The 22,480-nt window shown below is 30.5% G+C and carries 21 protein-coding genes, 2 pseudogenes and 1 riboswitch; of the genes and pseudogenes, 1 reads left to right on the top strand and 22 read right to left on the bottom strand.

Translation table 11 applies throughout. From position 1 onward, the window contains the following. Positions 1–20 precede the first annotated feature (20 nt). From recG to CIW83_RS06525, 3 genes are all read right to left on the bottom strand, one after another. The gene (recG, locus tag CIW83_RS06535) at positions 21–2,075 is read right to left on the bottom strand and encodes an ATP-dependent DNA helicase RecG (RefSeq protein WP_094900044.1); all 2,055 of its coding nucleotides are present in this window, start codon (positions 2,073–2,075) and stop codon (positions 21–23) included. Positions 2,076–2,136: 61 nt separating this feature from the next. Then, positions 2,137–3,777: a DAK2 domain-containing protein gene (locus CIW83_RS06530; RefSeq protein WP_369819367.1), complete on the bottom strand. Its 1,641-nt coding sequence runs from the start codon at positions 3,775–3,777 to the stop codon at positions 2,137–2,139. An 18-nt stretch (positions 3,778–3,795) separates the two neighbouring features. Then, on the bottom strand, positions 3,796–4,152 hold the full coding sequence (locus tag CIW83_RS06525) for an Asp23/Gls24 family envelope stress response protein (protein ID WP_094900043.1): 357 nt from the start codon (positions 4,150–4,152) through the stop codon (positions 3,796–3,798). Between the two features lie 212 nt (positions 4,153–4,364). Here CIW83_RS06525 and rpmB point away from each other — a divergent pair, with 212 nt between their 5' ends. Further along, positions 4,365–4,556 (top strand): 50S ribosomal protein L28, encoded by a 192-nt coding sequence (rpmB, locus tag CIW83_RS06520; RefSeq protein WP_094900042.1) that lies wholly within the window; start codon positions 4,365–4,367, stop codon positions 4,554–4,556. Positions 4,557–4,597: 41 nt separating this feature from the next. Here rpmB and CIW83_RS22135 read toward each other — a convergent pair whose 3' ends face one another. From CIW83_RS22135 to gmk, 19 genes and pseudogenes are all read right to left on the bottom strand, one after another. After that, positions 4,598–4,768 carry a hypothetical protein gene (locus CIW83_RS22135; RefSeq protein ID WP_158220037.1) on the bottom strand — a complete coding sequence of 57 codons (171 nt, stop codon included), beginning with the start codon at positions 4,766–4,768 and terminating at the stop codon, positions 4,598–4,600. A gap of 86 nt (positions 4,769–4,854) precedes the next feature. Continuing rightward, positions 4,855–5,490 (bottom strand): thiamine diphosphokinase, encoded by a 636-nt coding sequence (locus tag CIW83_RS06515; RefSeq protein ID WP_094900041.1) that lies wholly within the window; start codon positions 5,488–5,490, stop codon positions 4,855–4,857. A gap of 170 nt (positions 5,491–5,660) precedes the next feature. Continuing rightward, a complete protein-coding gene (gene thiT, locus CIW83_RS06510; protein ID WP_094900040.1) occupies positions 5,661–6,209 on the bottom strand; it encodes an energy-coupled thiamine transporter ThiT in 549 nt (182 codons plus the stop codon). A gap of 57 nt (positions 6,210–6,266) precedes the next feature. After that, positions 6,267–6,366: riboswitch (TPP riboswitch) on the bottom strand. Positions 6,367–6,404: 38 nt separating this feature from the next. Next, a complete protein-coding gene (gene rpe / locus CIW83_RS06505) occupies positions 6,405–7,052 on the bottom strand; it encodes a ribulose-phosphate 3-epimerase (RefSeq protein WP_094900039.1) in 648 nt (215 codons plus the stop codon). 1 nt (position 7,053) lies between these two features. After that, on the bottom strand, positions 7,054–7,929 hold the full coding sequence (rsgA, locus tag CIW83_RS06500) for a ribosome small subunit-dependent GTPase A (protein WP_094900038.1): 876 nt from the start codon (positions 7,927–7,929) through the stop codon (positions 7,054–7,056). A 9-nt stretch (positions 7,930–7,938) separates the two neighbouring features. After that, positions 7,939–9,900, bottom strand: a complete 1,962-nt coding sequence (pknB, locus tag CIW83_RS06495) for a Stk1 family PASTA domain-containing Ser/Thr kinase (protein WP_094900037.1) — start codon at positions 9,898–9,900, stop codon at positions 7,939–7,941. Between the two features lie 13 nt (positions 9,901–9,913). Continuing rightward, positions 9,914–10,645: a Stp1/IreP family PP2C-type Ser/Thr phosphatase gene (locus CIW83_RS06490; protein ID WP_094900036.1), complete on the bottom strand. Its 732-nt coding sequence runs from the start codon at positions 10,643–10,645 to the stop codon at positions 9,914–9,916. A gap of 12 nt (positions 10,646–10,657) precedes the next feature. Beyond that, positions 10,658–11,710, bottom strand: coding sequence for a 23S rRNA (adenine(2503)-C(2))-methyltransferase RlmN (gene rlmN / locus CIW83_RS06485; RefSeq protein WP_255374296.1), 1,053 nt, complete (start codon positions 11,708–11,710; stop codon positions 10,658–10,660). A 486-nt stretch (positions 11,711–12,196) separates the two neighbouring features. After that, positions 12,197–12,661, bottom strand: a complete 465-nt coding sequence (gene tnpA, locus CIW83_RS06480) for an IS200/IS605 family transposase (RefSeq protein ID WP_094900035.1) — start codon at positions 12,659–12,661, stop codon at positions 12,197–12,199. A 386-nt stretch (positions 12,662–13,047) separates the two neighbouring features. Then, positions 13,048–13,446, bottom strand: a complete 399-nt coding sequence (locus tag CIW83_RS06475) for a hypothetical protein (protein ID WP_094900034.1) — start codon at positions 13,444–13,446, stop codon at positions 13,048–13,050. 338 nt (positions 13,447–13,784) lie between these two features. Further along, a pseudogene (locus CIW83_RS24825) lies at positions 13,785–14,078 on the bottom strand (hypothetical protein); the annotation flags it as partial. A gap of 272 nt (positions 14,079–14,350) precedes the next feature. Then, positions 14,351–15,694, bottom strand: a complete 1,344-nt coding sequence (rsmB, locus tag CIW83_RS06465; protein ID WP_094900159.1) for a 16S rRNA (cytosine(967)-C(5))-methyltransferase RsmB — start codon at positions 15,692–15,694, stop codon at positions 14,351–14,353. Between the two features lie 61 nt (positions 15,695–15,755). Then, entirely contained in the window at positions 15,756–16,454 is a 699-nt protein-coding gene (locus tag CIW83_RS06460; RefSeq protein ID WP_094900032.1) for a zinc metallopeptidase, read from the bottom strand. A gap of 19 nt (positions 16,455–16,473) precedes the next feature. Next, a complete protein-coding gene (gene fmt / locus CIW83_RS06455) occupies positions 16,474–17,403 on the bottom strand; it encodes a methionyl-tRNA formyltransferase (protein ID WP_094900031.1) in 930 nt (309 codons plus the stop codon). A gap of 2 nt (positions 17,404–17,405) precedes the next feature. After that, positions 17,406–17,888: a peptide deformylase gene (gene def / locus CIW83_RS06450; protein ID WP_094900030.1), complete on the bottom strand. Its 483-nt coding sequence runs from the start codon at positions 17,886–17,888 to the stop codon at positions 17,406–17,408. A gap of 11 nt (positions 17,889–17,899) precedes the next feature. Further along, a pseudogene (gene priA, locus CIW83_RS06445) lies at positions 17,900–20,379 on the bottom strand (primosomal protein N'). A gap of 38 nt (positions 20,380–20,417) precedes the next feature. Further along, positions 20,418–21,623, bottom strand: coding sequence for a bifunctional phosphopantothenoylcysteine decarboxylase/phosphopantothenate--cysteine ligase CoaBC (coaBC, locus tag CIW83_RS06440; RefSeq protein WP_094900029.1), 1,206 nt, complete (start codon positions 21,621–21,623; stop codon positions 20,418–20,420). A gap of 11 nt (positions 21,624–21,634) precedes the next feature. After that, a complete protein-coding gene (rpoZ, locus tag CIW83_RS06435) occupies positions 21,635–21,844 on the bottom strand; it encodes a DNA-directed RNA polymerase subunit omega (protein ID WP_094900028.1) in 210 nt (69 codons plus the stop codon). 1 nt (position 21,845) lies between these two features. Beyond that, positions 21,846–22,460: a guanylate kinase gene (gmk, locus tag CIW83_RS06430; RefSeq protein ID WP_094900027.1), complete on the bottom strand. Its 615-nt coding sequence runs from the start codon at positions 22,458–22,460 to the stop codon at positions 21,846–21,848. Positions 22,461–22,480: the final 20 nt, after the last annotated feature.

Genomic DNA, 22,480 nt, shown 5'->3' with positions numbered 1-22,480 from the left:
TGCCAATATTAAAATAGAAATTAATTAAATGTAGAATATTCTCTTAAATTTGAAAACATTTCTTGTATTTTTTTCTTTAATTCTCTGTATTTTTCCAGTTCTAAGTTTGGATCTTGATTTACTATATTTATAGCTTCTTTTTGCGCTACTTTTAAAATATCCATATCTGTAAATAAATTTGCAACTTTTAGCTCAGGTAATCCATGTTGTCTGGTTCCAAAGAATTCTCCAGGTCCTCTAAGTTCTAAATCTTTTTCAGAGATTTTAAATCCATCAGTAGAATTTTGTAATACTCTCATTCTCTCCCTAGATATTTGATTATTGCTTTCATTTATTAATATACAATAAGATTGATGTTCACCTCTACCAACTCTTCCCCTTAGTTGATGTAATTGAGCTAATCCAAACCTCTCTGCATTATAAATAACCATGATATTGGAATTTGGCACATTTACCCCTACCTCTATAACAGTAGTAGATACAAGTATATCAATTTTATGATTTTTAAATTCTTCCATGACTAAATCTTTTTCCTTAGGTTTCATTTTACCATGTAGTAGCCCTACTTTAAATTCTTTAAAAATATTATCTTTAAAATCCTTATATAGTTCTTCCGCAGCATTAACAGTCAAGGTTTCACTTTCCTCAATTAAAGGACAAACTATATATGCCTGCCTACTTTCTAAGATTTGTTTTCTAATAAAATTATTAATCCTTTCTATCATCTCAGGCCCAACAGCATATGTTTCTATTTCCTTTCTACCTGGTGGCAATTCATCAATAATTGAAACGTCTAAATCTCCATATAAAATAAGGGCTAAAGTCCTAGGAATTGGAGTTGCAGTCATAACTATTACATCTGGATTATTACCTTTCTGCGATAAAATAGCCCTTTGTTTCACACCAAATCTATGTTGTTCATCTGTTATAGCAAGACCTAATCTATTAAACTCTACATTTTCTTGTATTACAGCATGAGTACCAATTAATATATCTATTCTTCCCTCTTTTAAGTCCAGTAAAATTTCTTCTTTAGCTTTGGGAGAAAGACTTCCAACCAATAGTTCCGTCCTAATATTATAGCCAGAAAAAAACTTTCTAATTGATTCAAAATGTTGACTGGCTAATATCTCTGTAGGAGCCATCATGACAGCTTGATATCCAGAAGATATAGCTTTAAACATTGCAAGGACTGCTATTATAGTTTTTCCTGACCCCACATCTCCCTGCACTAATCTATTCATTTGAATGTCATTTTCCATATCTGCTTCAATTTCTTTAAAAACTTTAATTTGTGAGTAGTTTGTAAGTTTAAAAGGTAGTTTTTGGATAAAATCATTTATTTCTATAGTTTTATTAAACCTAATACCTTTATTATTTGTAAAATTTCTATTTTTAATAATAAAAAGTCCCATTTGTAAAGTTAAAAGTTCTTGAAATGAAAGTCTCTTCCTAGCCTTTTCCAATAGCACACTATTCATAGGAAAATGAACATTTGTGATAGCACCCCTTATATCCATAAGATCATATTTATTTATTATTTCCTGTGGTAAAAACTCTCTAATCTGATCTATATATTCTTTGATAGAATAATCTATTATCTTAATTATTTCGTTATTAGTTAATCCTTCAGTTAAAGAGTATATAGGAGTTATTCGGCCTACCTTATCCATAGTTCCTGATTTTTCGAAAACAGGACTCATTATTTGAATCTCCATACCTACCTTATTTATTTTACCATTTACTATTATTTTTTCACCAACTATAAATTTATCTTTTAGATATTCTTGATTGAACCACACTAAATAAGCATTATGAGAACTATCTTTGACGGGAACTTTTATAATAGATAAATTTCGTCTAGGTCTAAGTATATTGGCTTTACCAATTATTTCAACCTCTAAACTTACTTTTTCACCTATCATACATTCTCTCAAAGTCTTAAATTTTGATCTATCATCATAATCCCTAGGTATAAAATACATTAAGTCTTCTACAGTATTTATATTTAATTTTCTTAATCTAGAAGCTCTTTTGGGACCTACACCTTTTAAATATTGGATATTTACTGCCATATATGATCCCTCCAAAATTAATTATATTAAAAAACCCCACCAAAGGGCAGGGTAAATTATTCTACAGAAAATATATAGTAGTATATAGCTGACCACCAAATATTAATTCTATATCTATATCATTATAAGCACTAGATAAATGATTTTCTAAATCCTCAGCTAACTCTTCAGTTAAGTCACTTCCGTATAATATTGTAATTAGTGAAGTATCCTCGTCAACCATATTATCAAGTAGTTTTATAGCAACTTCATTTATATCCTTACCATTTGCTATTATATCTCCTTCAGCAATTCCAATAATATCATCTTTATATATTTTTGTATTATTAAATTCTGTATCCCTAACGGAATAAGTAACTTGGCCTGTTTTAACGTAAGCTATGGACTCTTTCATACTTTCTGTATTTTCATCTACAGATTTAGACTCATCAAAGGCTAGTAATGCAGCGATCCCCTGAGGTATAGTCTTAGAAGGAATAACTATAATATTTCTAGAACTAAGTTCCTTGGTTTGCTCTGCTGTTAAAATAATATTACTATTGTTAGGAAGTATAAATACATTTTTACCTGAAGTATTATCAATGGCCTTAAGTATATCCTCCGTACTTGGATTCATTGTCTGCCCACCAGAGACTAAATAATCCACATTAAGTCCCTTAAATACTTCATCAATTCCCTCCCCAATAGATATTGCTACAAAAGAATATTCCTTTTCAAAATCCTTATTTTCTACATTATTAGACTTAGATAATTCCGATTTTAATAAAATCTCCTCATGTTGATACCTCATATTATCAATTTTTATATCTGTAAGCTCCCCAATACTAAGAGCTTTTTCAAGTACTACTCCAGGGTTATTTGTATGAACATGTACCTTTATTAGACCCTCCCCACCTACTACAAGTAGTGAATCGCCTTGTAATGATAATTCATTTCTAAATAAATCAATATCCTCATATTTAGTATTAATTATAAATTCTGTACAATAACCATATTTAATATCATCAGTATCTATATGTTCATGGTGGATATATTCCTTCTGTTCCACCTTCTTCTTTTCTGGGGTCTTAACTTCGATTTTATCAATACCTGCTAAAGCATTATATGCACCCGTCAATACATAAATTAAACCTTTGCCTCCAGCATCTACAACCCCTGCCTGCTTTAAAACTGGAAGCATTTCTGGAGTTTTATTTAAAATTATTTCTCCATGATTTATTACTTTTTTAAGAAAAACTAAAATATCCCTTTCTTCTTTGCAAATAGAAATAGCATATTCTCCACACTCTCTAGCTACTGTTAATATAGTCCCCTCTGTTGGCTTCATAACAGCCTTATATGCTGTATCAGCAGCCTGTTTAAAAGCCTCAGCAAGTGTTCTAACATCAGCGGTATCTTTTCCATTTAAACCATTTGCGAATCCACGAAAAAGTTGTGATAAAATAACACCTGAATTACCCCTGGCCCCCATTAAAGATCCATGTGAAGTGGCTAATGCTATTTTAGAAACACTATCTTCATCGAGGTTAAGTCCTTGCTTTATAGCAGAATTTACTGTAAGCGACATATTTGTACCTGTATCTCCATCAGGAACAGGAAAAACATTTAAGGAGTTTACCTCCTCTTTATTATCTTCTAGGAACTTTGCTGCACCAGCTAAAGCTTTTTTAAGCATTGCCCCGTCTAGAATTTCAATTTTCAATTATAGTACCTCCTCAAACTACTTTTCAACTCTTATTCCTTGTACATGTACATTTATTTTGTCTATTTTTAGACCAGTTAAATTTTCAACATTAAACTTAACCCTATCAATTATATTTTCAGCAACTACAGAAATCCTTACACCATATTCCAATATAACATGTAAGTCAATAGTCAATTTATCATCCTTTGTATATACTTTTATACCTTTAGATAAATAGTCCCATTTCAATAGCTCAAATAATCCATCTGTCGCATTCTTTGAAGCCATACCCACTATACCATAACTCTCCATTGCAGATATTCCTGCAAGAGTGGCTATGACATTGTCATCTATACTAATTGCTCCATATTCTGTATTGGTCTTGGCTGGCATGTATAATCGCCTCCTTCTTTTCAATATACCATATTCTATATTTTACCCTAAATGTAAAAATAGTTCAACTAAATCCTATGATTATAATAAGATAATAATACATTTTGGTTGCATTTTTACTAATTATTGTGTTAGAATATAATGTGTTATTATTGAAATGTAGAAAATATACTTTAAAGTATTTTCAGTAGTAGATTAAGGAGGTGTTTTTCATGGCGAAAGTTTGTGAAGTATGTGGAAAGGGAAAAGTATTTGGTAACAAAGTTACTTTCTCAAATAAAAAGAGTTCAAGAAGTTGGTCACCTAACATTAGATCAGTTAGAGCTGTAGTTAATGGTGGAACAAAAAAAGTTAATGTATGTACTAGATGTTTAAGATCTGGATATGTTGAAAGAGCACTATAATTATGTAATAAAATAAGGCTTCCATATAAAAATGGTAAGCCTTATTTTATTTTTAGGATCAATGCTCCCATTATAAGTAATCCGATTCCAATTAATATTAGAAGTACTTCTATAGGTATAAACTTAATAATTATTAAAAAACCAACTGCAGCTAAAGTTATACCTATTATTTTTCTCATTTTTTGTATATACCTATAGTAAAACCTCTTCATAATCAACACCCCTATAATACTTTATTATATTGTATTCAAACATTAAAGAAATAGTTACAAAAAGCTTAGGATAATTATCCTAAGCTTTAATCTTTTGAAATAAATACTAATGCTTTTCCCTTATGAATTTCAATTATTCCAATTTCATCAATAATTTTATTGCTAATTCCATGAGTAGATCCAAATTTAATAAATTCTCTATCTAAATTATAGAAAAAACCCTTTAAAGATATAACTATTCCCTCTTCTACTATTGGTACAATAGAGACATATTTATCTTCTAAATACTGTAATTCCATATAGTTGTCTATTAAATAGATAATATTATTATCATCTATGATTTTTCCCTTAATTCCTTTATCATGTAAAGTGTTTAGCAGAAATATATTTGCCATGGTATGGTCTTGTCTAGTTCCTGTCACTCCCATTAGTATAATTTCCTTATACTCTTTCTCTATTAAATATTCCATAGCAAGAGCAGTATCAGTTGCATCTTTAATAGATGAATACTTTTCCACAGTTATATTGTTATCTCTTATATAATTTAATGCAGATTCGCTAATAGAGTCTAAATCGCCCATTACTAAATTAGGCTTTTTATTGATTTTTGCAAGATGATTCATTCCTCCATCTGCACATATAATAAAATCAGATTCCTTAACTACTAACTCTAATATACTATAATCTGTAATAGTCCCACTTGAAATAATTAACCCTTTCATTTACATCATCCTTTTTTATAACGAATAGGAAAGTTCTACGTTAATAGTATAGTATTAAGAACTTTCCGTCAATGAATTTTAGGCAAATTGCCAAAAATCTTTGATTTCGTGCAAGTCGCCTATGCAGTGGCCAAGAAAAACTTCCACTAATTTTCATTTAGAAGTTTTTCTTATTTTGCTTTTATTGCCTTATTTAATGGTTTCCAAATAATTGCGATTACAATGCAAGAAATAATTAATTCTGGAACTAAATAATAAGCATTATATTCAATTGAGTAAATCCAAGGATTTTTATCTCCAGCATATTCAGCAAAAAAAACTACACCTGATAAAACATGTGATATCATTCTTCCCAATATCCCTATAAATGCAGCTAAAAAAACATTTAAATATCCTTTAAAAGAATTCTTGTCCTTTATATAATATGCAATGCCAGCTAAACCTAGCAAACCAAAAGCTAGCGGATAGTCTAATACAAATTGAATTGGATGATAGAAATAAGGTTTTAAGATAAATTGTAATATACCATAAGTACTTCCTATGGCTAATCCCGGTATTAAACCCCAACGAATGGCAAATAAAATAATTGGAATCATACTTCCAGCAGTAACTGATCCTCCCATAGGTGCCTCATAGACTTTAATATAACTTAGTATAGTAGCTAGAGCAATCATCATACCACCTTCTGTCAACATCTTTACATCCCATCTTTTCTCCATAAAAACTCTCCTCCTTTAAATTAATAAACCCATTACCAACGTAGGCAATGGGTATTTAAAGGCTAATACACACTTCCCTACGCTAGCATTACCTAGGTCAGGTCATAAGGGTCGGGATAAATCCACTCTCAGCCAATTGGCTCCCCTAGTGTTAATCTTCTTCAATTAATTCTATTATAGCATACAATTATTAATTTACAACTGTTTAAATTGTCTAGTTCTATGTTCTATATCTTCTGCTCCAAATACATCTGAACCTGCTACTAATAAATCAGCACCACAATTTAAGATTTCCTTGGCATTATCTAATTTCACTCCACCATCTACTTCAACAATAATATTTAGTTCTCTTTCATCAATTATTTTTCTTAGTCTTTTTATTTTTCCCTTCATAGACTCAATGAAGGATTGTCCCCCAAACCCTGGATTCACTGTCATAATAAGAACTAAATCTAAATCCCCTAAAACATACTCTATAGACTCTAATGGTGTAGCAGGGTTTAGTGATACGCCTGCCATGATGCCATAGGATTTTATCTCCTGTATAGTTCTATGAAGATGAGTAGTTGCCTCTTGATGTACAGTTATTAAATCAGCACCTGCATCAACAAAATCCTTAATATACCTTTCAGGTTTATCTATCATTAAATGTACATCAAAAGGGATTTTAGTAATTTTCCTCAGTTTCTTTATTACTGGAGGTCCAAAGGTAATATTAGGTACATAGATACCATCCATTACATCTAAATGAAGATAATCGGCACCACCATTTTCTATTTTCTTTATTTCATCCTGTAAATTAGCAAAATCTGCTGAAAGTAATGAAGGCGCAATTTTAGCCATATTAGTACCTCCTAATGTTTTTTATTTCTTCAAGGAAAAGTAAATAATTTTCGTATCTCTCCTTAGCAATATTTCCTTCTTCTACTTGTTTCTTCACTTCACAATCTGGTTCATTTCCATGTAAGCAACTAATAAATCTGCAATTTTCTCCATATTTATATATTTCTTTAAAATAATTTTTTAATTGAATCTCTTCTTCAATAAAATCTATATTTAAAGAACTAAAACCTGGAGAATCAAGAACAAAGGCATTATCGTGCAATTCTAAAAGTTCAACATGTCTAGTAGTATGTTTACCTCTTTTAGTCTTAGTGCTTACATCACCAGTCTCCAGCTTGAAATTCCTATTAACTGCATTTAATAGAGATGATTTTCCAGCACCTGAAGGACCAGCAAATACTGATATATTATTATCTAATGCAATTTTTAATTCATCAATACCAATTCCCGTTAGTACGCTAGTATTTATCACTCTATATCCTATATTTTCATAAATAGTTTTCAGTTCTAATGCCTTTTCTGGCATTAAATCAGACTTATTTATACAAATCATAATTTCCAGTTTTTCATGCTCAGCCATTATAAGAAATCTATCTAATAGCCAAGTATTAACATCTGGTTTTTTTATGCTCATGACTATTATAGCTTGAGTAATATTTGCTACTGGTGGCCTTAAGAGCTGAGATGTTCTTGGATATATTTCTTCAATATATCCTGTATTATCTTCACTGCTTATCCTAATCTTTACTTTATCTCCTACGAGAGGAGTTAATTTCTCCTCTCGAAAGATACCTCTTGCTCTACACTCTACTATACCAGATTCTGTTTTTACATAGTAAAATCCACCAATACCTTTTATTATTATCCCATTTACCATAAAAGCCCCCTATTCATTTTTAGAAATTGTCTCTCGATGTACAAGCACATCATTATAATACACTTCAAACACAGTACCTATTTTTCCGCTAAATGTTTCATAAAATGATACCTCACTAGCTTGGTGTTTTTTATTATATACTACATCTGTTACACCATCTTGAATTCTTAAAATCCTAATTGCTGTCTCTTCTACCTCTGGCAATGGAGTCAATGTAATAGTTACTGGTATTGCTTTATCACCAATATTAGTATTTTCTTCATTATTTTCAGGTTTTTCACTTGGTCCACTACTTATAAATAAATCAACAGCTGTCTTTGTCTGTAATTCCGTACCTAATTCATAGCTTTGCCAAGTTACCTGATCCTTCGGTATAGTTTCGCTTGGATCGGGTGTTACATCTCCAACCTCAAGTCCTAATTCAAGTATTTTCTTCTTAGCTTCTTCAATATTAAGTCCAACTACTTTTATCATCTTTACATGTTTGATCTCTTCACCTTTGCTTACAACTAACTTTATTCTCGTACCTGGTTCTACAGAGCCACTATCTGGATCTTGACTAATTACTACATTTTCAGGTATAGTATCTGAATTCTCATAATCTACTTTTGTCTTTAATCCAGCATCCTCAAGGAGTTCTTGTGCATATTCCAAATCTTTGCTTACCACATTAGGAACTTTTACAAGATTATCCCCTTCACTTATGGTTACTCGAATAGGATAACCTTTCTTTACTTTATTATCTTCAGCTTCACTCTGAGAAATAACCTCACCAACTTTGAATTCACTACTTTTCGCTCTACCTTCAACTTCAAATTTTAAACCTAAATCTTCTATTTCTTTTCTAGCTTGTTCTTCTTGCATTCCAATTATTTTAGGAACAGTGATCAAATCTCCACTGGCAAAGAATTTTTTTAATTGATAGGCTCCTAACCAAATACTAGTTGCTAATAGAAATGCTAAAAATATTCCTAAGAAAATAATTTTTCCGCTACCATCTTTCTTACTTGTCTTCTTTGTCTTCTTTGTATTTTTTACCTGTGCCTTGCTTTTCACAATTTCATCATCCTCTACATCAACTATAGGAATTATTTTAGTATGGGAATCATAACCATTTATATCTTCAAAATCAGCATCCTCTATATTGTCTCTTACTTTTTTTAAATCCTTTATTAGTTCAGTAATATTGCTATATCTGTCTGCCTGCCTTTTTTGGACGCATCTTAAAATAATATTTTCAAAGCCTATAGGTATCTGACTGTTTAACTCTCTAGGAGGCTTTATATCTTCTTGAACATGTTTTAGTGCAACAGTTATTGGACTTTCCCCTTGATAAGGTAATTTTCCTGTTACCATTTCATACATAACTATACCAAGAGAATATATATCAGACTTTTCATCAGTATATCCTCCTCGAGCTTGTTCTGGAGAAAAATAATGAACAGAACCCAAAACATTAGAAGTGGTAGTCACTGTAGAACTTGTTGCTGCTCTAGCTATACCAAAATCTGTAACCTTAACTCTATTATCATCTGTAATCATAATATTGTGTGGTTTTATATCTCTATGAACTAAATGGTTTTTATGAGCATGTTGTAAAGCTTCTGCTATTTGATAGGAATAATCTAATGCATTCTCTATAGATAATTTACCTTTTTCTTTTATAAGTTCTTTTAATGTCTTGCCTTTTATATATTCCATAACAATATAATAAATCTGATTATTTCCATCGCTTTCCACACCAACATCATATATATTCACTATATTTGGATGAGAAAGACTAGCAGCAGCTTGAGATTCTCTTCTAAACTTTCTAACAAATTCTTCATCATTTACAAACTCATCTTTTAAAACCTTTATAGCTACAAATCTATCTAATAGCTGGCATTTTGCCTTATATACTAAAGCCATGCCTCCGCCTCCGATTTGCTCTATTATTTCATATCTTCCACCTAAAATCTTGCCTATCATCTTTTCACCTCATCTAATTAAATTTAATAGCCACTATGGTAATATTATCAAAACCACCTTTATTGTTGGCCATAGCAGCCAGAGTCTCACAGGCTTTTTGAACATCATTTTCTCCCATAAAAACATCCCTAATTTCAAATTCCTTTAACATATTAGAAAGGCCATCACTGCACAATAGTAATATATCATTTTTATTACATTCTCTAATTATCAAATCCATTTCTATAATGCTGCTAGAACCAACGGCTCTAGTTATCATATTTCTTTTTGGATGGATCTTTGCTTCTTCTTTTGTTATGCTACCAGTTTTTAGAAGCTCATTTACAAAGGAATGGTCTTCTGTTATTTGGCATATATTCCCTTCTCTAATCAAATAAGCTCTGCTATCTCCAACATGTCCTATACAAATTTTATCCTTAAATATGTAGGCCAACGTTATAGTTGTACCCATACCTTTATATTTTTCATCTTGTAGGGATTTAAGATATATTTTTGTATTAGCTTCTTCTATTGATTCTTTTATCAACTTGATTATTATATTTTCATGTAATAGATTATCTTTTGCCTTCAAAAAGTTACTTTCAATAATACTTCTTGCCATAGTACTTGCTACTTCTCCAGCTTTATGTCCTCCCATTCCATCGGCCACCATATATAAGGGAAAATATAAATCCTTAGATGCATAAAAAGCATCCTGATTATTTTCTCTAATCTTACCAACATCAGAAATAGAACCTATGACCATAATACCACCCCATTAAAATCTTTTATTATCATTACTTTGAGTAACAGTACGTCTCAGCTGTCCACATGAAGCACTAATATCTCCACCCATTTCTCGTCTTATAGTTACAGTAATATTAGGCTTACTTAATATTGCCTGCACTCTCTCAATATTTTCTCTACTTGGCCTGTCCTTTTTAAACTCTTGAATGGGATTTAAGGGAATTAAGTTAATGTGACAATTTAAACCTTCAAGAATTTTAATTAGCTCTTTTATATCCTTATCTCTGTCATTTACATTGTTAATTAAAGTATACTCAAAGGTGATTCTCCTATTAGTCTTTTCCGAATAAAATTTACATGCCTTTATTAATTCTTCTATAGAATATCTATTAGCTATAGGCATTATTTTTTTTCTATCATTATCAAATGGTGAGTGTAATGATATAGATAAAGTTATTGGTAAATTTTCTTTGGCTAAATCATAAATTCTAGGAACAACACCACAAGTTGATAAAGTAATATTTCTTAAACTAATATTATGCCCCTTTTCATCATGGATAACATCTATGAACTTCATAGTATTATCGTAATTATCTAGAGGCTCTCCACTTCCCATTAATACAATATTAGAAATACTCTTCCCTAAATCTTTTTCCATCATATAGATTTGATTTACCATTTCTGCTGGAGTCAAATTTCTTATTAGCCCTTCTTTAGTGGAAGCACAGAAAGAACACCCCATTTTGCAGCCTACTTGAGTAGATATACAAGCAGTTAATCCATGATTATATTCCATAGCTACTGATTCAATAATATTCATATCATCTAATAAAAATAAATATTTTTTAGTATTATCGATTTCTGAAGCAAAAACTTTGTAAATATCTATCTTGTTTGTTTTTGTATTTTCAATCAAATACTTTCTTAGTTTTTCAGGTAATATTTTTAAATCTTCAATAGCTAATTTTTTATTTCTATTGAAATATGAAAATACTTGCTCTCCTCTAAAGGCTTTTTCTTCTATAGAAATCATATATTTCTTCAGTTCCTTCAAAGTTAAACTATTTAGTTCAATCTTATTCAAATAATCACCTCAATGCTATCCTAATATAATATTATACATAATTATCAAATATATAACCACACTAATTTTTTTAATAAGCTCATTTAATATCATTCTTAATCAAAATAGATAAAATATACACTTATATAGTATGTTAGTTTTATATCTTTCTCATATTATATCATATTTATAAATTTATTTTTGACGATTTTTTGACGTCAAAAGAAATAGGACCTTAAATGGTCCTTTTCTATAAACAAAGCCTATCGTCTCAACCAATAATATTATGGCTACATTCCTCCAATTAATTTTCATGTAATCATCCCCCTAGAAATATATTCTATAAATCTTTAAAAATTCCTTCAAAAATAAATCATGACCACCCGTAAAACGGGTGGTTTGCTCAGCCCTATAAGGGCATGGTACTTGCTGTGTCTCAAGACACATTGAAAGGTCTGCCAACCGCTTTATTTTCTCAAGCAACCCCTAAAGGGGTTCTTCTTATATCTAGTTTTTTGTTTTCTCCCCTGTAAATGGGTCTACAAACTCTTTCATACTTAATTGGTCATATGCTATATCTTCTTGTAATTGTTTCTTTATATATTCTTCTATTACCTTTTTATTTCTACCTACCGTACTTACATAATATCCTTTACACCAAAAATGCCTATTCCCATATTTATATTTTAAATTGGCATGTCTATCAAATATCATTAGGCTACTTTTTCCTTTCAAATATCCCATGAAACTTGATACACTAAGTTTTGGAGGAATAGTTACTAGCATGTGTATATGATCTTTACATGCTTCTGCTTCTATTATTTCTACTCCTTTATACTCGCATAACTGTCTTAATATCTTTCCGATATCTGTTTTTATCTTTCCATATATTATTTGCCTTCTATACTTCGGTGCAAAAACTATATGATATTTACAATCCCATTTCGTATGTGATAAACTATTATTATCCATTATGGATACCTCCTTCGATTAAGTTTGGTTGGTCAGACCTAACTTTATTATATCAAAGGAGGTTTCTTATTTTCTGCTCACCGCTGAAAGCTCTTTGGAACCACCCGCTTAGCGGGTGGTATTCATAAACAAAAAAGACCAGGAAATTAATCCTGGTCAATATTCTTAATACTTTATGCTTAATTAAGGAAAAAAGAACTTACAGTCCAGTCTCCAACATATCTCTTTATAGAGACATATTCTTCAATTAATTTATTTAAAATACTAATAAAAAGCAAAACTAAAACGATATTGTTATTATCTTTTTATATATCTTAAAGATTATAAAAAACATTGTAGCTACTTGCCAGTAAAAGTGTTTGAAGCTTTAAAAAAACTATTGTATATTAATAGGATATATTTATCGATCCCGCTTCAACTGTAAATGGACCAAGGTTAGTCAACACCAACACATAATATCCTGATTGACCTACAGTCCCTGACATTTTTCCTCCCGATTTAATTACCTCCCCAACAGCACCACCAGTTTTAGTATTTTTTAATGAAAAACCAAGTTTAGAATCTTCTGGAAACCAAGAGCTACTTGTTATTTTGAATGTATCTCCTGCCCTTAAATAACCTAGGTCATATAACTCTATCTTTGCATCTACAGAAACATTTTCAAAAGAGCATACTTTATTTGCGAATAGCCCTATATCACGTTCACTATTTGCTAAAGATACAGTACCTACTAGCAAAATCAATAATCCTATTAATACTCCTATTATTTTTTTATTTTTATTCATAATATCTCTCCTTTCAAATTTGAAAAAACAAATTAAAACTTTAAATCGTTCTAGTTTTGCTTTATAAGCACCTCCTTCTATTTATCTAAATATAATATTCTACATGAAACATGATAATCCCTTCATTTTCTCATAAGAAAAATCCTGCAAACTATACTATAATTCATTAATTTTTTACAATATAACATTTTTTTAGAGTATAAATATAATTAAATGTCATAAAAAAATATAAAATATAGTATTTTTTCGTCGATTTTTTCCCATAAAAAAATACCTCCAAGTAGATAATCTAATTTTAATTAATTAAACTGTCTACTTTGAAAGTATCATATCATTTTTTACTCCAGGGTTTTTTCATATCTATATAATATTGTAATAAACCTTTCTAATGTGATAGGTTCCTTAGAATTAGATCCATCAGTTAGACCTAATTTTATAGCCCACTCCATTGCATCAACTGCCCATGGGCTATATACTTCTTCAATTTCTTTCTTATACTCAACACCAAAATACTTACATATGCTTTTCACTAAGGCTCTAGCACATTTCATCTGATAGTTTTCATCTAGCATTAGCTTAGCTTCTTCTAAATTATCCATAAATCTACATTCACATAAAATAGTAGCCATATTTGTTTCTCTTAATGCTTAGAAATCAGCTGATTTTACCCCTCTATTTCTTAATCCAGTTTCTTTAATTAACTCCTCCTAGACTAAATCCGCTAATTCTTTACCCTTAGTTGAGTTTGGATAATGGTAAGTTTCTATGCCTCAATAACTTCCCCATGTTCCCTGATATGCATTGAAATGGATTAAAATATAAGCATCTGCCTTTATATCATTAGCTCTATCAGTTCTAATTTTCAAAGGAGTATCTTCTTCTGTATCACTTACATATATGATATCTATCTTTCTTTAATTATTTTTGCAATATAAAATCCATCAGTATTGTGAATATGAGGAAATAACTGGATATACCCACTTTTTAAAGTTGTTATATCCTGCTTATTCTTTATTTTATCTTCTATATTAACTAACTTAAAATTTTTATTTTTCTCTAAAAACTTATTAATCAAATTAATATTTTCATCTTTTTCTATAGTACAGGTGCTATAAATTAATATCCCACCTATTTTTAAATAATCCTTTACATTATTTAAAATATCATATTGGAGCTTAACTAATTCATCTATATCTTCTTCTCTTCTATTTCGTTTAATCTCAGGTTTCCTTCTAATTAGGCCTAGACCAGAACAGGGAGCATCTAATAACAAATAATCTGCAATATTTACTAAAGATTCATCTCTTTTAGTTGCATCGGAAATAGAAGTTTCAATAATATTAATATCGAGTCTCCTTGCATTTTCTTCAATAAGCCTAATCTTATGTTCATAAATATCTCTACTCAATATTTTTCCTTTATTATTCATTATCTGTGCCAGATGTGTTGCTTTTCCTCCAGGGGCACTACAAAGATCGACAACTGTACTTCCAGAAATAGGATCCATGATTTGTCCCACTAAGGTACTACTCTCATCTTGAATAATAAAATGTCCTTTTTTAAATTCGGGAAGTTCAGTTATTCTAACAGGATTTTCTATGATTAAAGAGTCCCTAGCATAGATACCATCCTTAACTATAAATCCATAATCTATTAATCTTTCTTTTAACTCATCTTTATTAGTCTTTAAAGTATTTATTCGTATATTTAACTCAGGGGATTCATTATTTTTTCTACATAGTTCTTCAGTAAATTCATCACCATAATCTTTTATCCATCTTTTTATCATCCATTTGGGATGAGAATATTTTATCGAAATATAATCTATCTTATCTTTCACTTCGATTTTCATAAATTCATCTTTATTTCTACTTATATTTCTTAAAATTCCATTTACAAATCCAATAGTCCCTTTATGTCCATGCTTCTTAGCCAAGTTAACAGATTCATTAACTGCCGCACTAGGAGGTATTCTATCTATAAATATAAGTTGATATACTCCTATCTTAAGTATAATTAAAATAACCGGATGAATTTTCTTCAACTTTATTTTTGATGCTTTTGATATTATATAGTTTATGTAAATATCATTTTCCAAAACTCCATATACAATTTCTCTAATTAATCCCTCTTCCTTATGATCTAATCCTTCAACTAAATGTTTTTTTATAGTTATATTAGAGAATGCTCCATTTTCAAAGATTTCGTATAGTATATTTAATGCTATTTCTCTAGCAGATAAATTCATTCTAACACCTCTGTATTTTCTAATAATATTCAAAAAAAAGGGGGACTTATCCCCCAAATTCCTAGTCTCTTCTTCTACTTGTTAATGCTAATAACCTAAGAAGTTCTCCAATAGCCACTAATGTTGCAGCTACATAAGTTAATGCGGCAGCTTTTAATACATCTTTTGCTGGTTTAATCTTATCTCTTTCCATAATCCCATTTTCCAATTGAACTAATGCTCTACTACTTGCATTAAATTCTACAGGTAGTGTTACAATTTGGAATAGCACTACAGCTAAAAACAAGGCAATTCCAAGCTCAATGAAAAATGGAGATATTGCAAATCCAATAAAAATAAATAACCATACAAGCCTTGAACCAATATTTGCAATCGGTGCTATATTATTTCTAAGAATTAATGGAAAATACCCTTCAGCATGCTGAATAGCATGACCTACTTCATGGGCAGATACACTCATAGAAGCAATACTATTTCCTCCATAAATAGAACTGGATAATCTTACAACCTTAGTCCTAGGATCATAATGATCTGTCAATTTCCCCCCCACTTGTTCAACTCTAACATCGTGGAGTCCATTCCTATCTAATATCATCCTTGCAATTTGAGCACCAGTATATCCTGTTCCGCTAGAGACTTTAGAATATTTATTGAATGCTGAGCTAATCTTAAGCTGAGCATAGGAAGCAAATAGCATTGCAGGAAGAACAAATAATATCCATGAACTATAATATTCACCACCATAATAATTTCCTATCATTCCAATTCTCCTCTCTTATCTATTTTAAAATAATACCTTCTTCTATAGAGTTTCCTCTCAAATATTCTTCTACTTTTAATTTCTTCTTCCCAGGAAATTGAATTTCTTCTAAGATAACAATTTTATCCTGTGTATTTACATATATGCCTTCTTTGTCTACCTTTATTATCTCACCATTATTTCCTTCTTTGACTTTATCTGTTAGACTTGCTTTGTGTATCTTTATAATTTCATCTTGGTATTGTGTATATCCAGAAGGCCAAGGTTTTAGTCCTCTAATTAAATTTATGATATTTTCCCCTTTATCATTCCAATTTATTCTACCCATATGCTTATCTAACATATGAGCATATGTTGACAAACTATGATTTTGAATAGTCTTAGTTAATACTCCATTTTTAATACCTTCTAGAGCTTCAACTATTAAATCTCCTCCTAATATAGATAATTTATCATGTATACTAGGAAAATCATCATCTGAAGTGATTGGAATTGATTTCCACAGTACCATATCTCCAGTATCTAGTCCTTCTTCCATTTCCATAATAGTAACTCCCGTTTTTTCTTCACCATTTATTATTGCCCAATTTATAGGAGCTGCACCTCTATATTTAGGCAATAATGATGCATGAACATTGTAGCATCCATATTTAGGAATTTCTAGAATATCTCTTTTTAATATTTGTCCATAGGCAACAACAACAATGAAATCTGGATTTATTGATTTAATTTTACTAATAGCTTCTAGATCGTTGATAGAATCAGGTTGATAAACTTCTAATCCTAGTTCTAATGCCTTTTCCTTTACTGGAGTGTACTGAACTTTCTTTCCTCTCCCTTTAGGTTTGTCTTTTTGTGTTATAACTAATTCTATAGAATATTCTTTTGAAAATAAGGATTCCAAAGTAGGTACAGCAAAATTAGGAGTTCCCATAAATATAATCTTCATACTTACACCTCATTACTTAAATCTTCATCTTCTTCTATTTCTACTTCTTCAATTATCTTATCTGTATATAAAATCCCCTCTAAGTGATCAATTTCATGGCAGATAGCTCTTGCTAATAGTCCTCTTCCTTCTAATATTTTACCTTTTCCATCTACATCTGTATATTTTATTTTAACCCATGCTGGTCTACTTACTGTACCAGAACGACCAGGTACAGATAAACATCCTTCTATATCAATCTCTTCACCTTGCATTTCTAGTATAACTGGATTTATGAGTTTGATTGGACCTTCACCTACATCTATGACTACTACACGTCTGAGAACGCCTACCTGTGGAGCCGCTAATCCAACTCCTTCCGCCTCATTCATTGTTTCTATCATATCATCTAAAAGAATTTTTATTCTATCTGTAATTTCTGTAATTTCCTTAGATTTTTTTCTCAAGATTGGATCATTATATAGTCTTATTTCACGTAATGCCATTTGTATTCCTCCTATAGTATAGAATTTGGGTCAATGTCAATGCTAAATTTTACATCATCTATTTTTAATTTATATTTATTATCTATACATACCCTTTTTAAAAGAGTTTTTAAACTATTTATATCTTCTTTTTTAGATTTAATGAGTATTTGCCATCTAAAATTATTTTTAATCTTTTCTAAAGGCGCAGGATATGGCCCGATAATATGATTATTTAATATTTCTCTTTCAATCCACTTCGATTCTTCAACAAGTAAATTATATACCGCCTTAGCTATAGATGCAACTTTATTATTATTTTCTCCATATATAAGCAAACTAATAAGGTCTAAAAAAGGAGGATATAAAAACTCTTGTCTCAAGGATATTTCTGTATTATAAAAACTTTTATAATCATGTTCCTTAGAAAATTGGATACTATAATGCTCGGGATTATAAGTTTGCAGTATGACCTTACCGTTATAATCTCCCCTTCCAGCTCTTCCAGCTACCTGTGTAACCAATTGAAAAGCACGTTCCGGCGATCTAAAGTCTGGCAAATTCAAAGTGGTATCAGCAGCTATTATGCCTACTAAGGTTACATTTTCAAAATCTAATCCTTTTGAAATCATCTGTGTCCCAATTAGAATATCTATTTTACCATTTTTCATATCTTCTAAAATTGATTCATGGCTTCCTTTTCCTGTCGTAGTATCCATGTCCATTCTAGCTATTCTAGCATTTGGAAATAACTCTTTTGTAAGTTCTTCTACCTTTTCAGTCCCTATACCAAAATATTTAATATAGTTAGATTTACACACAGGGCAAATGTTTGGAGGTTTATAGCTAAACCGCAATAATGACATCTTAATTTATTCATATTTCTATGATATGTCATTGATATATCACAATTATCACATTTTACCACATATCCACAATTTCTGCATGATACAAAAGTAGAAAATCCTCTTCTATTTAAAAACAATATGGTTTGTTTTCCATTTTTTAAATTTTTACATATGGAATCATATAATTCTTCACTAAATATAGATTTATTACCATTACTTAACTCTTCTCTCATATCTACTACTATTACCTCTGGCAATGCATATTTATTTACTCTTTCTTGTAATTCTAAAAGCCTTAAATTCCCATTTAAACTATTATAGTAAGTTTCTAAGGAAGGTGTAGCTGAACCCATTACCAAAAATGCATTTTCAATATCAACTCTTTTAGCTGCAACTTCAACAGTATTATATTTAGGATTTTGAGATGATTTATATGTGGCTTCGTGTTCCTCATCAATAATTATAAGTCCTAGTTTTTTAAAAGGAGCAAATACAGCAGACCTAGCACCTACAACTATTTTAACCTTCCCCTCTTTTATTCTTCTCCACTGGTCAAACCTTTCTCCATAAGATAACCTACTATGTAATACAGCCACTAAATCTCCAAACCTACCAACAAACCTATCAATAGTCTGAGGAGTAAGGGATATCTCTGGAACAAGTATAATAGAACCCTTTTCATTTTTTATCATTTCTTCAACGAGCTGCAGGTATATTTCTGTTTTTCCACTTCCTGTTACTCCATGAATTAAAAACTTATTCTCCTCGTTCTCCTTATTAAATGATCTTACAATTCTATCAAAAACTTTTCTTTGGGCAACTGATAGATCATGTTTTTTATAATCACTAATATCCTTTTTTATTGGATCTCTATTAACTTCTTTTTCATATATCTTTAATAATCCTTTCTTTTCTATTGCTTTTATTGTAGATAATGTTGTATTCATCTTCTCTGAAAGTTCCTTAAAAGAAATATCTTTTACTTCATAGAGAAACTGGATTATCTCTCTTTGTCTAACAGCTCTTGTTCCAATACTATCATACATCTCTAGCAAAGAAAGTTCTCTTTGTAAGAGTTTAACCCATTTTTCCAGCTTCCTATCTATTTTTGTTTTTATATCTATTGTAGTTTCTATAATCCCTCTATTTTCTAAAGAATTTAATGTTTTATTAATATTAGGAAGCTTTAAGTTTTTCTTTAAATCTTCTAATAATATTTTTCCATTAATATCTAAATAAGAAATAATCTTTAATTCATCCTCATTTATATCCTTATTATAGTAATCTTCTACTTTCTCTACAAATGTATTTACTTCTTTAAAGTCTCCCGGAGGCAGTACTGGCTGAAAAGCATCTATATAGGATGATAAATAGTATTCCTTCATCCAAGTACTTAGGTCTATTAGTTCCTTCGAGATTAAAGGCTTATCATCTAATACATCAACAACTTTTTTTAGACTATATTCATCATTCCAATAATCAATAATTTGAACTACAATTCCTTTTATTAGTTTATTCCCTTTCCCAAATGGGATTATTACTCTCATACCTTCTTTCACAATATCTTTTAAATCATCATCAACAATATATGTATATGGTCGATCAACCTGCGATGCTCTATTATTTACTATAATTTGTGCATATTTCTTATTCAAATTAATCATTCCTTTTGTAGTGAATATTAAAAGCTAGATAGTGCAATCTAGCTTTTATTATCTAATATATATTTTACCTTATCCACTATGACTCTTGCAACTTCTCTTTTATTCATCATTGGATAATTGGTCTTTATACCTTCATTATCAATTATAGTCACTATATTAGTATCAACATCAAAGCCTGCCCCTTCTTTTGTTAAATCATTTGCTACTATAAAATCAAAATTTTTCTTTTTTAATTTTTCTAGTGCATATCTATCTAAATCATTAGTTTCGGCTGCAAATCCAACCATAACCTGATGTTTTTTTTGTTTACCAAAGTAAGCTGCTATATCTGGATTTTTAACATATTTAATGATTAATTCATCTTCTTCATTTTCTTTTTTCTTTATCTTAGTAGGACCAGTCTCAGGCTTATAATCAACAGGAGCAGCAGATTTTATTAATACATCACAGGAATCAAAATGCTTAGCAACTGCCTTTAACATATCTTCTGTGGTTTTTACTTTGACAAGTTCAACTTCTTTTGGCGGAGTAATGGATGTATGCCCAGAGATCAACACAACTTCTGCACCTCTAGATACAGCTTCCTTAGCTATGCTATATCCCATTTTTCCACTTGAATGATTAGTCATATATCTAACAGGATCTAAGGGTTCTATTGTTGGTCCAGCAGTCACAACTATCTTCCTTCCAGATAGATCTTTTTCTACAAGATTATCAATAATATATTCTACAATATCTACCGGCTCTGCCATTTTTCCCTCACCATAATCTCCACAGGCAAGCCGTCCTGCTCCTGGTTGAATAAAACTATACCCAAGACTTTTTAACCTATTTATATTTTCCTTTACAATAGGATTTTGATACATCTTAGTATTCATAGCAGGTGCAAATATTATCTTAGCTGTAGAGGCCATCACCACTGTAGTCAATAGATTATCAGCTATACCATTGGCTATTTTACCTATAGTATTTGCAGTTGCTGGAGCCATTAAAATAATATCTGCTTTTTGTGCAAGTGATATATGTTCTACATCATAGCTTGTAATCTCACTAAACATTTCTCTATGAACTACATTTCCCGACATAGTTTGAAAAGTTAAGGGAGTGACAAATTCAGTAGCTCCTTCTGTCATAATAACTTCAACATTGGCATGGAGTTTTTTTAACCTACTAACAATATCAGCAGCTTTATATACAGCAATTCCTCCTGTAACTCCAAGTATAATGGTTTTACCCTTTAGCATATAATTACCTCCTACTTTATACTATTTATAGGTGGCCTAGTATAAGTTATCTTCCCCTCTAAAACTTCCTCCAAAGCAATACTCACTGGTTTTTTAGAATTGGTTTCAACTAGTGGCTCAGCTCCTTCAATAATTTTTCTAGCCCTCTTAGCCGTAAGCATAACCAGTGTATACCTACTATCTCCCCTTTTCCCTAATTCATTAAAAGATGGATTTAACATATTATTTACCTCCCTGTGAAATAACTTTATCTTTAATATCAGAATGTCTCTTTACCCTTAATTTTTCCGCCTTTATTATTGTTTCAATATCTGATACAGCATCTTCTATCTTGTCATTTACGACAAAGTAATCATATTTGCCTACGAAGTCTAATTCTTTAAAGGCATTTTCAAATCTTCTATTTATATCCTCTTCAGTTTCTGTTCCTCTTTTAACTATTCTATTCTTCAATTCCTCCATTGTTGGAGGTAAAAGGAATACAAATACTGCTTCAGAGTAATTGTTCTTAATTTGCAAAGCTCCTTGTACATCTATTTCAAGTAAAACAATCTCCCCTTTGTTGACTTCATCCATAACAAATTTCTTAGGGGTTCCATAATAATTGGTGTGTACATAGGCATGCTCTAAAAATTCATCATTCTTCTCCATCCTCTTAAACTCTTCTTCATCTATGAAAAAGTAATTAACGCCTTCCACTTCTCCAACCCTTGGTTTTCTTGTAGTTGCAGAAATAGAATATATTATATCTTTATTTCTTTCTAATAATGCTTTACATACGGTACCTTTGCCAGTACCAGCAGGACCTGAAATAATAAGTAAAAAACCTTTTGACATTTGTATCTCCAACTTTCTAT

Origin of the sequence: Tissierella sp. P1 (assembly GCF_002266425.1) — a bacterium.
Classification (GTDB): Bacteria; Bacillota; Clostridia; order Tissierellales; family Tissierellaceae; genus Tissierella; species Tissierella carlieri.
This window is presented reverse-complemented; position numbering and strand designations above follow the sequence as displayed.

Bases quoted from the DNA above. Each gene is read 5' to 3' on its own strand.
- recG (WP_094900044.1), bottom strand. From the start codon at position 2,075: ATGGCAGTAAATATCCAATATTTAAAAGGTGTAGGTCCCAAAAGAGCT.
- CIW83_RS06525 (WP_094900043.1), bottom strand. From the start codon at position 4,152: ATGCCAGCCAAGACCAATACAGAATATGGAGCAATTAGTATAGATGAC.
- rpmB (WP_094900042.1), top strand. From the start codon at position 4,365: ATGGCGAAAGTTTGTGAAGTATGTGGAAAGGGAAAAGTATTTGGTAAC.
- CIW83_RS22135 (WP_158220037.1), bottom strand. From the start codon at position 4,768: ATGAAGAGGTTTTACTATAGGTATATACAAAAAATGAGAAAAATAATA.
- CIW83_RS06515 (WP_094900041.1), bottom strand. From the start codon at position 5,490: ATGAAAGGGTTAATTATTTCAAGTGGGACTATTACAGATTATAGTATA.
- thiT (WP_094900040.1), bottom strand. From the start codon at position 6,209: ATGGAGAAAAGATGGGATGTAAAGATGTTGACAGAAGGTGGTATGATG.
- rpe (WP_094900039.1), bottom strand. From the start codon at position 7,052: ATGGCTAAAATTGCGCCTTCATTACTTTCAGCAGATTTTGCTAATTTA.
- rsgA (WP_094900038.1), bottom strand. From the start codon at position 7,929: ATGGTAAATGGGATAATAATAAAAGGTATTGGTGGATTTTACTATGTA.
- pknB (WP_094900037.1), bottom strand. From the start codon at position 9,900: ATGATAGGCAAGATTTTAGGTGGAAGATATGAAATAATAGAGCAAATC.
- CIW83_RS06490 (WP_094900036.1), bottom strand. From the start codon at position 10,645: ATGGTCATAGGTTCTATTTCTGATGTTGGTAAGATTAGAGAAAATAAT.
- tnpA (WP_094900035.1), bottom strand. From the start codon at position 12,661: ATGGATAATAATAGTTTATCACATACGAAATGGGATTGTAAATATCAT.
- CIW83_RS06475 (WP_094900034.1), bottom strand. From the start codon at position 13,446: ATGAATAAAAATAAAAAAATAATAGGAGTATTAATAGGATTATTGATT.
- rsmB (WP_094900159.1), bottom strand. From the start codon at position 15,694: ATGAATTTATCTGCTAGAGAAATAGCATTAAATATACTATACGAAATC.
- CIW83_RS06460 (WP_094900032.1), bottom strand. From the start codon at position 16,454: ATGATAGGAAATTATTATGGTGGTGAATATTATAGTTCATGGATATTA.
- fmt (WP_094900031.1), bottom strand. From the start codon at position 17,403: ATGAAGATTATATTTATGGGAACTCCTAATTTTGCTGTACCTACTTTG.
- def (WP_094900030.1), bottom strand. From the start codon at position 17,888: ATGGCATTACGTGAAATAAGACTATATAATGATCCAATCTTGAGAAAA.
- coaBC (WP_094900029.1), bottom strand. From the start codon at position 21,623: ATGCTAAAGGGTAAAACCATTATACTTGGAGTTACAGGAGGAATTGCT.
- rpoZ (WP_094900028.1), bottom strand. From the start codon at position 21,844: ATGTTAAATCCATCTTTTAATGAATTAGGGAAAAGGGGAGATAGTAGG.
- gmk (WP_094900027.1), bottom strand. From the start codon at position 22,460: ATGTCAAAAGGTTTTTTACTTATTATTTCAGGTCCTGCTGGTACTGGC.